This is a genomic window from Pseudomonas guineae (assembly GCF_900113745.1).
Classification (GTDB): domain Bacteria; phylum Pseudomonadota; class Gammaproteobacteria; order Pseudomonadales; family Pseudomonadaceae; genus Aquipseudomonas; species Aquipseudomonas guineae.
Map to the genome: position 1 here is coordinate 60768 of NZ_FOQL01000005.1, position 13689 is coordinate 74456.

General features: G+C 60.1%; 14 protein-coding genes. 3 read left to right on the forward strand and 11 right to left on the reverse strand.

What is annotated here, in order from left to right; translation table 11 throughout:
• Positions 1–17 precede the first annotated feature (17 nt).
• The 9 genes from BMZ32_RS16585 to bioB all read right to left on the reverse strand — a co-directional run bounded on the left by BMZ32_RS16585 (position 18) and on the right by bioB (position 9347).
• The gene (locus BMZ32_RS16585) at positions 18–1319 is read right to left on the reverse strand and encodes a GGDEF domain-containing protein (protein WP_090244029.1); all 1302 of its coding nucleotides are present in this window, start codon (positions 1317–1319) and stop codon (positions 18–20) included.
• A gap of 244 nt (positions 1320–1563) precedes the next feature.
• A complete protein-coding gene (locus BMZ32_RS16590; protein WP_090244031.1) occupies positions 1564–3369 on the reverse strand; it encodes a phenylacyl-CoA dehydrogenase in 1806 nt (601 codons plus the stop codon).
• Between the two features lie 166 nt (positions 3370–3535).
• Entirely contained in the window at positions 3536–4312 is a 777-nt protein-coding gene (locus BMZ32_RS16595) for a putative metalloprotease CJM1_0395 family protein (protein ID WP_090244033.1), read from the reverse strand.
• Between the two features lie 65 nt (positions 4313–4377).
• Positions 4378–4677, reverse strand: coding sequence for a hypothetical protein (locus BMZ32_RS16600; protein WP_090244035.1), 300 nt, complete (start codon positions 4675–4677; stop codon positions 4378–4380).
• Positions 4678–4779: 102 nt separating this feature from the next.
• Positions 4780–5463: a dethiobiotin synthase gene (bioD, locus tag BMZ32_RS16605; protein WP_090244037.1), complete on the reverse strand. Its 684-nt coding sequence runs from the start codon at positions 5461–5463 to the stop codon at positions 4780–4782.
• Complete coding sequence (bioC, locus tag BMZ32_RS16610; RefSeq protein WP_090244041.1) at positions 5464–6276, reverse strand: malonyl-ACP O-methyltransferase BioC; 813 nt, start codon at positions 6274–6276, stop codon at positions 5464–5466.
• A complete protein-coding gene (locus tag BMZ32_RS16615) occupies positions 6269–7000 on the reverse strand; it encodes an alpha/beta fold hydrolase (protein ID WP_090244043.1) in 732 nt (243 codons plus the stop codon). Before BMZ32_RS16615 ends, bioC begins: the two co-directional genes overlap by 8 nt.
• Positions 6993–8171, reverse strand: a complete 1179-nt coding sequence (gene bioF / locus BMZ32_RS16620) for an 8-amino-7-oxononanoate synthase (RefSeq protein ID WP_090244046.1) — start codon at positions 8169–8171, stop codon at positions 6993–6995. The genes BMZ32_RS16615 and bioF overlap by 8 nt, the downstream gene beginning before the upstream one ends.
• Before the next feature lie 120 nt (positions 8172–8291).
• Positions 8292–9347: a biotin synthase BioB gene (gene bioB, locus BMZ32_RS16625; RefSeq protein ID WP_090244048.1), complete on the reverse strand. Its 1056-nt coding sequence runs from the start codon at positions 9345–9347 to the stop codon at positions 8292–8294.
• 80 nt (positions 9348–9427) lie between these two features.
• Here bioB and BMZ32_RS16630 point away from each other — a divergent pair, with 80 nt between their 5' ends.
• From BMZ32_RS16630 to rarD, 3 genes are all read left to right on the forward strand, one after another.
• Complete coding sequence (locus BMZ32_RS16630) at positions 9428–10171, forward strand: ComF family protein (RefSeq protein WP_090244050.1); 744 nt, start codon at positions 9428–9430, stop codon at positions 10169–10171.
• A gap of 181 nt (positions 10172–10352) precedes the next feature.
• Complete coding sequence (locus tag BMZ32_RS16635) at positions 10353–11327, forward strand: serine/threonine protein kinase (protein WP_090244052.1); 975 nt, start codon at positions 10353–10355, stop codon at positions 11325–11327.
• Between the two features lie 242 nt (positions 11328–11569).
• Complete coding sequence (gene rarD, locus BMZ32_RS16640; protein WP_090244053.1) at positions 11570–12463, forward strand: EamA family transporter RarD; 894 nt, start codon at positions 11570–11572, stop codon at positions 12461–12463.
• Positions 12464–12680: 217 nt separating this feature from the next.
• Here rarD and BMZ32_RS16645 read toward each other — a convergent pair whose 3' ends face one another.
• Together BMZ32_RS16645 and BMZ32_RS16650 are read right to left on the reverse strand one after the other, a co-directional pair.
• Positions 12681–13199, reverse strand: coding sequence for a glycine cleavage system transcriptional repressor (locus BMZ32_RS16645; protein WP_090244055.1), 519 nt, complete (start codon positions 13197–13199; stop codon positions 12681–12683).
• 25 nt (positions 13200–13224) lie between these two features.
• Entirely contained in the window at positions 13225–13671 is a 447-nt protein-coding gene (locus BMZ32_RS16650; protein ID WP_090244057.1) for a GNAT family N-acetyltransferase, read from the reverse strand.
• Between the last annotated feature and the right edge of the window lie 18 nt (positions 13672–13689).

The following is a 13689-nucleotide window of genomic DNA, read 5'->3' on the forward strand; positions in this document are numbered from 1 at the left end:
TGCTGAATACATGGTCATTAGCGGGCGATCTTAGGCGCACTGACGTCCTGCTTGACCGCGCCACGGCGCTGGCCATAACTGCGAACACAATTACGCCCGGCGCTCTTAGCGTTATACAGCGCCTGGTCGGCGGCCTTGAGCACCTCTTCCGGACTGCGCTGCTGCAAACCCCGCTCAGCCACGCCCATGCTCACTGTGACCGACACTTGCTGCGCCGCGCTGCCTGCGCGACGCGCCCTGCCCTGTTCATCGTTCTGTGGGCGTTGCTGTTTGTCGCGCAATTGGATGCGATAGGTTTCAATGGCTTGGCGTATCACCTCAAGGTGAGGCAGGCATTCCTCCAGGGTCTTACCGGGGAAGACCAAGGTGAACTCCTCACCACCATAGCGGTACGCCTTTCCACCGCCGCCGATCTTACTCAGCTGGCTGGCAACCAAGCGCAGCACCTGATCGCCAACATCGTGGCCGTGCGTGTCGTTGAATTTTTTGAAGTGATCCACATCAGCCATGGCGATCACATAATTTCGCCCCAGACGCTGCAGCCGCTCATTCAGGGCGCGACGCCCCGGCAGGCCAGTGAGCTCATCGCGAAAAGCCATCTGATAAGCCTCGTGTGCCACAGCGGCTACCAGGATCAGCATGATCTGGCTGCTCATAACGTTCAGCGCATTGGGCAAGATAAAAGTGTTCGGCAGCATCCACAGCAGGCCACACAAACCCACCAACTGCGCCGCATGCAAAGGTCGCGGCGCGCGCAGGTACTGCACCACCAGCACTATCAGGCCCAGCAAAAATAGCGGATAGGCCAGCTGCACCAGCGCCAGCCACTCAACCTGCAACACCGGCCAGCGTACCCGCGACAACCAGTGCAGCAACGCCTCAGGAAAGCGCTGCGCCATGCCCACCGCCACCGCACCGAGCGCGAGCAAGACCGCGGCTCGGGCGATCAGGTCCTGCAGCAGATGAGTACGCTCCAGCCAGGCGGCATAGAGGCTGTAGAGCAGCGGCAACAACAGGCTGCACAGATGAAAAATCAGCGCGGCGTCGCTGCGCACCTGCCCCACCGCACGGAAATGATCAACTTGGGCATCGAGCAGGAAGTAGCCAAGGTAGAGCGTCAGCAGCAAAAACACTTCGCGCTGGCGACCATATACCAAGCAGAACGAGCCGCCGAGCAACAACAGCAAGGTCGGCAGCACATTAAACAGCGACGTGAAGAACTCATTCAGCGCCGCCAAGCGCGCCAACAAAAAACCACCGAGCAGAAGCAGCAGCGAAGGCAAGAAGTGACTGAAGCGCACAGCAGCAAAACGCGACAAAACGGCACCTACATAGCGGCGAACAGTAGTTAACGCCGCGCATTTTGCCTGTATCTAAGGCACTTCGCACGGAACCTGCTAAGCAAATCGATCAGCCGCCTCATGCTTTTATCGCCATAAAGCGCTGCAATCTGATGTTTTTACAGCGCGCCCTAACGGGATAGTGCCGGCGGCTGGAATAGCAGACATAAAAAAACCGCCACCCCAAGGGGCAGCGGTTTTTTTGAACTGAAAGGACTTGGGCTTAGTAACCCAGGGCGAAGTCTTCTTCGGCCATGTCCATCAGGTTGTTGGCGCCAGACAGCATGGCTTCAACGTGCGTACGGGTACGCGGCAGGATGCGTGCAAAATAGAAGTTAGCGGTCTGCAACTTGGCCTTGTAGAAGGCTTCGTCTTCAGCGCCGGCCGCCAGCTTTTCAGCCGCCAGACGGGCCATGTCAGCCCAGAAGTAAGCCAAGCAGGCATAGCCGCAGTACATCAGGTAATCCACGGAAGCGGCACCGACTTCTTCGCGATCCTTCATCGCTGCCATGCCAACCTTCATGGTGATGTCGCCCCACTCTTGGTTCAGCTTAGCCAGCGGCTCGACCAGGCCTTTGATGGCATCGTTGCCTTCGTTGGTCTGGCAGAACTTGTGCACGATCTTGGTGAAGTTCTTCAGCGCGCCGCCCTGGGTCATGAGGATCTTACGACCCAGCAAATCCAGTGCCTGAATGCCGGTAGTGCCTTCGTACATCATCGAGATGCGGCAGTCGCGAACATTCTGCTCCATGCCCCACTCAGCGATAAAGCCATGGCCGCCATAGATCTGCATGCCGTGGTTAGCCGCTTCAAAACCAACTTCGGTCATGAATGCTTTGGCGATCGGCGTGAGGAATGCCAGCAGATCGTCTGCAGCCTTCTTCTCGGCTTCGTCCTGGCTGTACTTGACGATATCAACCTGCTTGGCGGTGAAGTACACCATCGCGCGGTTGCCTTCAGCGAAGGCTTTCATGGTCAGCAGCATACGACGCACGTCAGGGTGGACGATGATCGGGTCAGCGGCTTTTTCCGGCGCTTTCGGGCCAGTCAAGGAGCGCATTTGCAGGCGATCACGGGCGTACTTCAGGCCACCCTGAAAACCGATTTCAGCGTGCGCCAAGCCCTGCAGAGCAGTACCCAAACGAGCGGTGTTCATGAAGGTGAACATGCAGTTCAGACCTTTGTTGGCTGGACCGATCAGGTAACCAGTGGCGCCATCAAAGTTCATCACGCAGGTCGCGTTGCCGTGGATACCCATCTTGTGCTCGATCGAGCCACAGGTCACGGTGTTGCGCTCACCGATATTGCCGTCCGCGTCGACGGTAAACTTCGGCACGATGAACAGGGAGATGCCTTTAGTACCGGCCGGTGCATCGGGCAGGCGTGCCAATACGATGTGGACGATGTTACCGGCCATGTCGTGTTCGCCGGCCGAGATGAAGATCTTGGTGCCGGTGAGTTTATAGGTGCCGTCAGCCTGAGGCTCTGCCTTGGTGCGCAGCATGCCCAAGTCAGTACCGCAATGCGATTCGGTCAGGCACATGGTGCCGGTCCACTCGCCGGATACCAGCTTGGTCAGGTAGGTGTGCTTCTGGTCGTCAGTACCGTGCTCGGCGATGGTGTTCATGCAACCGTGCGACAGGCCTGGGTACATGCCCCACGACCAGTTAGCAGAGCCAACCATTTCACTCAGGACCAGACCCAGCGACTCAGGCAGGCCTTGGCCGCCGTGATCGGCGTCATGCGCCAGGCTCGGCCAGCCACCTTCAACGTACTGCTGGTAGGCATCTTTAAAGCCAGTAGGTGTTTTCACACCATCAGCGGACCAGGTGCAACCTTCGGTGTCACCTACACGGTTCAGCGGGGACAGTACCTGCTCACAGAACTTGGCGCCTTCTTCGAGGATGGCGTCGACCATATCCGGAGTAGCGTCCTGGCAGCCAGGCAGGCTCTGATAATGCGCTTCGTAGCCGAGCAGTTCGTCGCGTACGAAACGGATATCACGCAAGGGGGCCTTGTAATCAGGCATAGCGGTTGACCTCTGCGGTGGATTCTTAGTGTGTAGGTGACCGTGTATTCGGTCATTTACGGGAGTTCTCCCGGTGCTCGACTGCCTCTTTGGCAATCGAGCCAATCAAACAAGCGTTTGAAACATACGTTTATGCCTATTTAATGTCAAGCACCCCAAGCGCCGCTTAAGTCACCAGGTCGACAAGCGGAACTGGCGCCTGCAAACCACTCAGCTGGGTGTACAGATCAAGATTAGGCGGGATTGGCCGGCCCTGCTGAGCTGAGCTGGCAGACTCGCTCTCCTCGACGGGCTTATCTTCAGCCTCGTTGCGCTCTTCGGCACGCGCGTCCGTCTCAGCCTGCGCCTCACTACGCTGTTGTTGCGCGAGCTGAACACGAGCCTCGGCCATCTGCCCAAGGGCTTGAGCCGCCACCTGGCGGTCCTGCGCCGAAGGCTCGGCGGGAGCCAGAGCCGCGCGGATCACCACCTCCATCTTGCTCAGGGTGGCTTCGGGGTCATTCGCCACAGGGCCGGTATCGATACCTACTTCGCCCCCCACCGCATAGCGCTTACCATCCGGGCCACGCGCGTAGGTATAGGTTGGCGCACCGGCGTATTGGCCGCCAATCGCCGCATGGGCCTGCTCGTGGCTACGTACTTCCAAGTCACGACTAACCAGCTCGGCAATTTCGAGTTGCTCTAGCCGCTGCTGCTCGGGGCTTGGTTCGCCTTGAGTGCGCGTGAATTCAAACGGGCTGGCTGATGAGTCGGCGGATTGGTCAGCTTCTTCTCGCGCAGAAGTGGACTGCTCATCGGCCAACGCCTGAGGCGCAGTGATTGGAGCTTGGGAGGCGCGAGTGATGTCGGGGGATACATCGGGAGAGACATTAGGAGCAAGGGTTCGAGCCGGCAGAAGATTTGCTGCAGGCGCAGGATAAGTCGATGCGCCGCCAATCTGCATGCAATGATTCCTTGCCCGAAGTTACCTAGCGCTTTACTCGCCTGGAGTACGCCCTAGGCGGCAACTCAGGCCGTGGTGTCAATCAGGGTGCCCAGAATCTCATCAGCCGTTTTGACCACCTTGGCACCGGCCTGCGCGGCATTCTGCCCTTCACGCAGGGCGACCAAGCTTTCTGCGAGATCGGGACGCGTTTGTTCAGCCAAACTGGGGGCTGGGTTGACCTGATTAGCCGGCGGCGTAGGCGTAGGCTGTTGTGGCTGGGTGAGCGCATTACTAGCGATATCTGCCGCGGCTTGATCGACCCGGCGCTGACCGGATTGAATAGCGCTGATACCCGAATTGAAGGCGCTTCCTGAAATTTCCATGCCTAGGCTCCCACTATCTCTAACCACAAGTGCTCATGATTTAAGCAGAAGTAGCTCGAAAAATGTACAGACAAAAGGCTATGGCATTGAGTCTGCTTATAACTAGCCGTGCAGAAAATCGAGATTGAGATAACTGGAAACCGCCGCCGGCGTCGCTTCGGTCAGGCGCGGTATATACCCCAAACATGGCGCAGGTAACCGCTCGGCCAGGGTTGCTAAATTGTCTTCAAGGCGCGAGGTCTGCGGATCGACCACATTGGCTACCCAGCCGGCCAACGTCAGACCGTCACGCAGGATCGCCTCAGCCGTCAGCAGCGCATGATTGATGCAGCCCAGCCGCACACCGACCACCAGAATAACCGGCAGCTGCAAGGCAATCGCCAAGTCCGACAACGTCGCCTGTCCGGCCAGCGGCACGCGCCAGCCGCCCGCACCCTCGACCAGGGTAAAGTCTGCGCGCTTATCCAGAATGGCTTGCACCGGCCCCTGCAGCGCCGCCACATCCAGCAACACACCCGCCTCACGCGCGGCCAGATGCGGGGCAATGGCGGGCTCGAATGCATGCGGATTAACCTCTTCATAGCGCAGCGCGAGTGTGCACTGGCTCAGCAACGCCAAGGCGTCGTCATTGCGCAGTCCATCCGTCGTCAATACACAGCCTGAGGCCACCGGCTTAGCAGCAGCCGTGGACAAACCCGCCAGTCGTGCCGCATGCAGGAGGCCGGCGGCAACGGTAGTTTTCCCGACCTCAGTATCAGTGCCGGTGACAAAGAAGGCCGCACTCATCTAAACAATCTCCTTGCGTAACATGCCATAGACCACCTGATAGGTCGCCGGCAACCCTTGCGGCTGGCGGAACTGTTCATAGGCATTGAGCAGCGCCAGCATACGCGCGCGCCCCGTCAGACCACCGGGGCGGCCGGGGTTAAGGTTGTGCGCGCCGAGTGCTTTCAGTTCATGGGTCAGGCTGCGCACATCGGGGTAATACAGCGTTTCAGGCATTGTTTGCAGGCTTAACAGCGCCAGCTCGCTGCCGCCACACAAGCGCTGATAATCCTCTAACTGGCGGAAGCGATTGACGTGAACAAAGCCATCCACCGCCTGCCAGCTATCACGCAGCTCCCGCAGGGTGCCTACGCACAGGCTGCTAAACGCCAGCACGCCGCCCGGTCTAAGCACGCGCATGGCCTCGCTGAGCACCGCTGGAAAATTCGCGCACCACTGCAGCGCTAAGCTGGAAAACATGAGATCGCAGGACTCATCGCGGAACGGCAGGCGCTCGGCATCGCCTGCAACAAATTGCTGCGCGCCACCTAACGGTCGAGCGTGTTGCAACATGCCTTCAGCAATATCCAACGCCACACCCTGACTGGCCGGAAAACATTCGCCTAGGGTGCGACTGAAATAGCCGGTGCCGCAGCCCAGATCAAGCCAGCGCAAGGGACTGATCGAGGCGGGCAACTGCGCCAATAACCGTTGACCAACAGTGCGTTGCAGGGCGGCGACGCTGTCATAGCTCTCCGCCGCCCGGGAAAAAGAAGCGGCAACTTGGCGCTTGTCCGGCAAGCCGCCGAGTGGGTCGTGGGCCAAGTCAGTCATCGCCAGCCTCATGCAAAAAAGCCTGAATCGCAGCGGCGATTTCATGGGGCCGCTCTAGGGCGAAGGCATGGCTGGCATGATCAATCAGGCCGACTTCCACATCCGCCAGCAGCGCTAATAAGGCCGGCGCTACCGTTGCTGGGACCAGCGCATCGGCTCCGGCGAACAGGTGCAACTGCGGGCCGACAAATGCCTGCAGCGCCGCCCGCGTATCGAGTGCCGCCAGCACATCCAGCCCAGCCAGCAGAGTGGTCGACTGAGCCGGTGGCGCAGCAGCAAGCAACTGCCGCGAGAGGCCGCGCGCATCTGCTGCACCTTGGGCGCAGAGCAGGGCGAAACGCTTCAGGGTAACCGCTGCATCAGCGCAGCAGTCTTGGCGAAAGACGGCAAAGGTTTCGTCGGCCATGGCTGCTGGCCAGCTTGGCTCAGCGACAAAACGCAAATTGCTACCCAAGGTCAGCAAGCCATTACAACGCTCGCCCCGGCGCGCAGCCAGTTGAGCCGCGAGCATACCGCCCAAGGACCAGCCGCCGAGCCAGGCATCCTGCGCCAGGTTGGCGTCCAACTCATCCAGCCAGTCGGCGGGGTCGCTGGAGTCTAATAACGGCAGCGGTTCGATCTGCACATGCAGGCGTGGATCAAGCCCGCGCAAGGCATCGGCCAGTGGCTGCAAAGGCGCAGAACCCAGGCCCCAGCCTGACAGCAAAATAAGCTTGTCACGCATACGAGACGCCCTCCTCAACAAGCGGCCAGCACTCGGCCAGGGCTTCCAGCAGCAGCTCCAGCTGCTCCAGGCTATGCGCCGCGGACAGGGTAACGCGCAGGCGGGCGCTGCCGGCCGGCACGGTGGGTGGGCGAATCGCCGTGACCAGCAGGCCACGCTCACGCAGCATCTGCGACAACTGTATGGCACGGCCGCTGTCGCCAATCAGGATCGGCTGAATCGGTGTGGCACTGTCCATTAGTTCAAGACCGATGGCCTGCGCGCCCTCACGGAAGCGTTTGATCAGCACAGCCAAGTGCTCGCGCCGCCAATGCTCGCTGCGCAGCAGCTCAAGGCTTTTCAGAGTGGCGCAGGCCAGCGCAGGAGGCTGGCTGGTGGTGTAGATATAGGGACGGGCGAATTGCACCAGGGTCTCGATCAGCTCTTCACTGCCGGCGACAAACGCGCCGGCGGTGCCAAAGGCCTTGCCGAAGGTGCCGACCAGCACCTGCACATCCTCTGGGCCAAGGCCAAACTGCTCGACTATGCCTCCACCTGTTGCGCCCAGTGGGCCGAAACCATGGGCATCGTCGACCATCACCCAGGCATTGGCCCGACGCGCTTCGGCGCACAGGGCTGGCAGGTCGGCCAGGTCACCGTCCATGCTGAAAACGCCGTCAGTGACCACCAGGGTATTACCGTTGGCCTTGCGCAGGCGATTGGCCAAGCTCACAGCATCGTTGTGCAAATAACGCGAAAACCGCGCGCCGCTGAGCAAGCCCGCGTCTAGTAAGGAGGCGTGATTGAGGCGGTCTTCCAGCACAGTGTCGTCACGCCCGACCAACGCGGTCACCGCACCGAGGTTAGCCATATAACCGGTGGAAAAAAGTAGCGCTCGCGCTCGCCCGGTGAAGGCAGCGAGGGCCTCTTCAAGCTCATGGTGCGGCGTGCTATGGCCGATCACCAGATGTGACGCACCACCACCGACGCCCCAGCGCGCAGCACCCGCACGCCAGGCCTCTATCACCTGCGGGTGATTGGCCAGCCCGAGGTAGTCGTTAGAACAAAAGGCCAGCAATTGGCGGCCATCAACCTGTACCAGAGGCCCCTGTGGGCTCTCTAACAGCGGACGTTGACGAAAGAGCTGAGCCGCACGACGTTCCGCGAGGCGAGTGGCAAGGTCAAAAGACATAGACAACCTGGATAAGGGCGCAATACCGCGGAAGGTGCCGGGCGGCGATCGACTTTAGCCGCGACTGACCTCGTGCCAGTTTGCAGCTAAAGCCCCTTCCACCTATTCAGAGCAGAGCCATCAGACCGCGGCGTTATAGAACAGCTTGGAGTCGCGCTGCTCGACTAGGGCCTGTTCGATGGCGGCCTGATGCACTTCATCAGCATGCTCTTCGCGCTCTTCCGGCTTGATGCCGAGACGGGCGAACAACTCCATATCCTTATTCGCCTGCGGGTTGGCAGTTGTCAGCAGCTTCTCGCCGTAGAAAATCGAGTTGGCTCCGGCGAAGAAGGCCAGGGCCTGCATCTGCTCATTCATCGCCTCACGCCCGGCGGACAGGCGCACATGAGAGTGCGGCATCATGATCCGCGCTACCGCGAGCATGCGGATAAAGTCGAATGGGTCAACGTCTTTCTCATCGGCCAGTGGCGTGCCCTTAACCTTGACCAACATGTTGATTGGCACCGACTCTGGGTGTTCGGGCAGGTTGGCCAGCTGGATCAGCAGGCCGGCGCGGTCGTCCAGCGACTCGCCCATACCGAGGATGCCGCCCGAGCAGATCTTCATCCCCGAATCACGCACGTAGGCCAAGGTTTCTAGGCGCTCACCATAAGTGCGGGTGGTGATAATGCTGCCGTAGAACTCCGGCGAGGTATCCAGGTTGTGGTTGTAGTAGTCGAGACCCGCATCGGCCAACGCCTGGGTCTGATCTTTATCCAGCTTGCCGAGGGTCATGCAGGTTTCCAGGCCCAAGGCCTTTACACCCTCAACCATTTTCAGCACGTAGGGCATGTCTTTAGCCGACGGATGCTTCCACGCCGCGCCCATGCAGAAGCGGGTAGAACCGATAGCTTTGGCCTCAGCAGCCGCCTCCAGCACCTTCTGCACTTCCAGCAGCTTTTCTTTTTCCAGGCCGGTGTTGTAGTGACCGGACTGCGGGCAATACTTGCAGTCTTCTGGGCAGGCGCCGGTCTTGATCGACAGCAAGGTCGAGACCTGCACGCGGTTCGCATCAAAGTGCGCACGGTGAACGGTCTGTGCGGCGAACAGCAGATCGTTGAACGGTTGTTCGAAGAGCGCCCTGACTTCAGCAAGAGCCCAGTCGTGACGCAAGTTGGCGGCGGTGGTGGCGCTCATCGGTTATTCCTTGTTGTGGGCAGTGGCTTGCTACGCTGAGCAAGCACGACACGGATGTTTGGCATAATTATGGAAGGCCTATGCGCTGTCAACCCGACTCAAGACATCAGGTTTACAACTGGCTAAAAAACAAACAAATCTGTTTGCTTTGCGATGAAACAGCGGACGGCTCACTGGCCATCTGCACCAGCTGCGAAACTGAGCTGCCTTGGTTAGGCGACCATTGCCAAATCTGCGCCCTGCCGCTCCCCAGCATCGGCTTGGTGTGCGGCGCCTGCTTGAAACAGCCGCCGAGTTTTAGCAAGGTCGAAGTGCCCTGGCGCTACGCGTTTCCCATCGACAGCCTGATTACGCGCTTCAAACACCAAGCCAAGTGGCCATTGGGACGTCTGCTCGGTGAGCTTTTGTCACATCATTTGCAGCATGCCTTCGATGAGGGCCTAAGCAAACCCGATATCCTTTTGCCAGTCCCCCTGGCGGATAAGCGGCAACGGCAACGTGGGTTCAATCAGGCCGGGTTACTCACTCAGTGGCTGAGCGCTTTATTGCAGCTGCCGCAGCAGCCGCAGCAGCCGCACTGGCTGCAACGCATTATGGATACCCCGGCGCAGCAACAACTCGACGCGGCAACGCGCAAACGCAATTTACGCCAGGCCTTTGCCCTGTCAGCGGAAAGCCAGTTCAGCGGCCTGCATGTGGCGCTGGTCGATGATGTGCTGACCACCGGCGCCACCGCCGAGAGTCTGGCGCGCCTGTTAAAGAAGGCCGGCGCGGCGCGGGTTGATGTGTATTGCCTGGCGCGCACGCCCAAACCGGGCGACTGAGAGGCAACAGCGGCGACAGATTCGTAGGATGGCGTTGAGCATCGCGATACCCATCACAGCGAATGCCGGCGCCAAGGTCATCGATGGGTATCACTGCGCTCAACCGCATCCTACGAACGCGCAAACACCGCCCACTGATGCAGACGCGTTACACTTCGCGGCCCACTTGCCGGAGCCGACCATGTCACATCCATTTTCCGCACTCACGCCCGACCTGGTGCTGGATGCCGTGGAGAGCATCGGCTACCTCAGCGACGCCCGCGTTCTCGCGCTGAACAGCTATGAAAACCGCGTCTATCAAGTGGGCATCGAGGATGAGACGCCACTGATCGCCAAGTTCTACCGCCCAGACCGCTGGACCGATGCAGCGATCCGCGAAGAGCACAGCTTCACCTTCGAGCTGGCCGAATGTGAAGTGCCGGTGGTGGCCCCACTGGTGCGCGATGGCGAAACCCTGTTTGAGTATTCCGGCTTTCGCTTTGCGCTATTTCCCCGACGCGGCGGGCGCGCGCCAGAGCCGGGCAACCTCGATCAACTGTACCGCCTCGGCCAGCTGCTCGGCCGCCTGCATGCGGTGGGCTCACTCAAACCTTTCGCCCATCGTGAGGCGCTGCAAGTCAGTAATTTCGGCCATGCCTCACTGGCGACCTTGCTCGATGGCAACTTTGTCCCGCGTAGCCTGCTGCCGGCTTACGAGTCCGTCGCCCGCGATTTGCTCAAACGGCTGGATGTGCTGTTCGCTGCCCATCCAGTGCAAGCCATTCGCCTGCATGGCGACTGCCACCCCGGCAACCTGCTGTGTCGCGACGACACCTTTCACATGGTCGACCTCGATGACTGCCGCATGGGCCCGGCGGTACAGGACCTATGGATGATGCTCGCCGGCGAACGCCATGAACGCCTCGGCCAGCTCTCGGAGCTGATGGATGGCTACCAGGAGTTCCATGATTTCAACCCGCGCGAACTGCCACTGATCGAGGGCTTGCGCGCCCTGCGCCTGATGCATTACAGCGCTTGGCTGGCGCGGCGCTGGGACGACCCGGCCTTCCCCATGAGCTTCCCTTGGTTCGGCAGCGAGCGTTATTGGGGCGATCAAATTTTGATCCTGCGTGAGCAGTTGGCCGCGCTGGATGAAGAGCCGCTGAAACTGTTCTAACGTGCGATTAACGCTTGGATAAGCGCCAGCGTGATCCGGGTGACGTAACCCAGGATTACGCCAAGACTGCTCGGGGACGACACAGCGCACAATCAACAGAACAGTTGGCCAACTGGCTGTAACACTTTTGTTACGGCCAAGTGCGACAGGGCACTGAAGAAGGCTCTGGCTATCCAGACAAGCCCGCGTCGCGCCGACTAGAATCCTCGGTCTTTAGTTAGTCGCCTAAGCAAGGACCCTGCATGGCCACCGTCAACCCGCGTCGCGGGTACATTCTCGGCATAACCGCTTACATCATCTGGGGCCTGTTCCCGCTTTATTTCAAAGCCATACAAAGCGTACCTGCAGTGGAAATCATCGTGCACCGCGCGCTCTGGTCTGCGGTGTTCGGTGCCTTGCTGTTGCTGGTGTGGAAGCACCCCGGCTGGCTGCGCGAGTTGCTGGCCAACCCCAAACGCTTTGCCGTTCTGGCACTCAGCGGCTTGCTCATCGCCAGTAACTGGCTGGTCTATGTGTGGGCGGTGAATGACGGGCGCATGCTTGAAGCAAGCCTGGGCTACTACATCAACCCACTGGTCAACGTGCTGCTGGGCATGCTGATTCTTGGCGAGCGCCTACGCCGTTTACAATGGCTGGCCGTGGCCTTGGCCGCGCTGGGCGTGCTGCAGCAACTGTGGCAGGTTGGCAGCATTCCTTGGGTATCCCTGGTGCTGGCACTGACCTTCAGTTTCTACGGGCTGATTCGCAAACAGGCGCCTGTGGCGGCCCTTCCCGGCCTGGTGGTGGAAACCTGGCTACTGCTACCTCTGGCAATCGGCTGGCTGCTATTGAACCCCGTTGCCATGAGCACTCAAGCGAACTTCTGGAGCACCTCGGAAGCACTCTGGCTGATCGCAGCCGGCCCGATCACCTTGGTGCCACTGGTGTGCTTCAACGCCGCCGCCCGCCACCTGCCCTACACCACCCTGGGGTTTCTGCAATACCTGGCCCCGACCCTGGTCCTGCTGCAGGCGATCTTCCTGTTTGGCGAGCATTTCGACCCGAGCAAGTTGCTGGCCTTTGTCTGCATCTGGGCGGGTCTGGCGATCTACAGCGTCGACGCCTGGCTGACCCTGCGCAAACGCCGACCTGTTTAAAAAATAACCAGCCCGCTGCAGCACATAGCACGCCTGGGCTGCAGCGGACTGCCCCCGGGTTATCCACAGAAACATCCCCGGCCTTTGTGCACAACCAAGCATTAAGTGCTTATTTTTTAAGCAGTTAATCAAAAGCCCCGGGGCACTAAGCAGTGCTCCGGGGCTCCTCATGCTACCCACAGAGTTATCCACACGGGCCGTGGATAACCGCCACACACTAGTCCTCGACCCGTAGCTTGAGCTCCACCATCAGATCATCGGCCAGGCTTTCCAAGTGCATCTGCAGTTGCTCCAGGCCCAGGCTCTGCGGCACGCCCAGCAAAGCCTGGGCTTGAAACAGCAGTTCGCCACTCATCGGCGCCGGCACCACCTCGGTGCTCAAGCTCTCTAGGTTGACGCCCTGACTGCTCAGCAAACGGGTGATATCGCGCACGATACCCGGCCGGTCATTGCCCACCAGCTCCAGGCGAATCGCCCGCCAGACAGTCGCTGGCGCGTCGCCACCGACAGCGACCTGCACGCGAATGCCCTGCGTCTGCAGCGCCTCCAGCGCCGAGACCAGCCCGGCATGCGCCGCCAGTGGCACGTCGACCCGCAGTATCCCGGCGAACTGGCCCGCCATGCGCGACATGCGGCTTTCTAGCCAATTACCGCCATGCGCGCTGATGCACTGAGCCACGCGCTCGACCAAGCCCGGCTGATCCTGGGCAATAACCGTCAGTACCAGATGATCCATGTTCTGCTCCTTATTCAGCGGCTGCTCAATGCAACCCCAGCCAATAGGTATAAAACGCCTCATCACGCACATAATCCAGGCGCTCGTAGAGGGCTTGTCCTGGCAGATTGCTCTTTGCCGTCTCCAACTGCAAACCGCAGGCACCGGTGGCTTCGGCGTGAGCGCGAGCGGCGTTCATCAACGCCTCGCCGACACCCTGACGGCGCGCCGGCTCGCAGACATATAGATCACTCAGCAACCAAGCCGGCTGCAACGCCAGCGAAGCGAAAAAGGCATAGAGCTGAATAAAGCCCAGCGCCTGCCCCTGCTCATCGCGGGCCAGCAGAATGGTCGAATCGGCGTTGCTCAGCCGCGCGGTAAGGAAGTCGCGCACTTGCGCCTGCGGTTTGACCACCTGATAAAACGCCAAGTAAGCGCCAAACATCTCGCTCAGTTCATCCAAGTCAGCGGCGGTGGCGGCTTGTATCTGCATAAGGTTCGCACTCCTGAA

Bases quoted from the DNA above. Each gene is read 5' to 3' on its own strand.
- BMZ32_RS16595 (WP_090244033.1), bottom strand. From the start codon at position 4,312: ATGCAGATTGGCGGCGCATCGACTTATCCTGCGCCTGCAGCAAATCTT.
- bioC (WP_090244041.1), bottom strand. From the start codon at position 6,276: ATGACTGACTTGGCCCACGACCCACTCGGCGGCTTGCCGGACAAGCGC.
- BMZ32_RS16635 (WP_090244052.1), top strand. From the start codon at position 10,353: ATGTCACATCCATTTTCCGCACTCACGCCCGACCTGGTGCTGGATGCC.
- BMZ32_RS16630 (WP_090244050.1), top strand. From the start codon at position 9,428: ATGCGCTGTCAACCCGACTCAAGACATCAGGTTTACAACTGGCTAAAA.
- BMZ32_RS16645 (WP_090244055.1), bottom strand. From the start codon at position 13,199: ATGGATCATCTGGTACTGACGGTTATTGCCCAGGATCAGCCGGGCTTG.
- BMZ32_RS16615 (WP_090244043.1), bottom strand. From the start codon at position 7,000: ATGCGTGACAAGCTTATTTTGCTGTCAGGCTGGGGCCTGGGTTCTGCG.
- bioB (WP_090244048.1), bottom strand. From the start codon at position 9,347: ATGAGCGCCACCACCGCCGCCAACTTGCGTCACGACTGGGCTCTTGCT.
- bioF (WP_090244046.1), bottom strand. From the start codon at position 8,171: ATGTCTTTTGACCTTGCCACTCGCCTCGCGGAACGTCGTGCGGCTCAG.
- BMZ32_RS16600 (WP_090244035.1), bottom strand. From the start codon at position 4,677: ATGGAAATTTCAGGAAGCGCCTTCAATTCGGGTATCAGCGCTATTCAA.
- bioD (WP_090244037.1), bottom strand. From the start codon at position 5,463: ATGAGTGCGGCCTTCTTTGTCACCGGCACTGATACTGAGGTCGGGAAA.
- BMZ32_RS16650 (WP_090244057.1), bottom strand. From the start codon at position 13,671: ATGCAGATACAAGCCGCCACCGCCGCTGACTTGGATGAACTGAGCGAG.
- rarD (WP_090244053.1), top strand. From the start codon at position 11,570: ATGGCCACCGTCAACCCGCGTCGCGGGTACATTCTCGGCATAACCGCT.
- BMZ32_RS16590 (WP_090244031.1), bottom strand. From the start codon at position 3,369: ATGCCTGATTACAAGGCCCCCTTGCGTGATATCCGTTTCGTACGCGAC.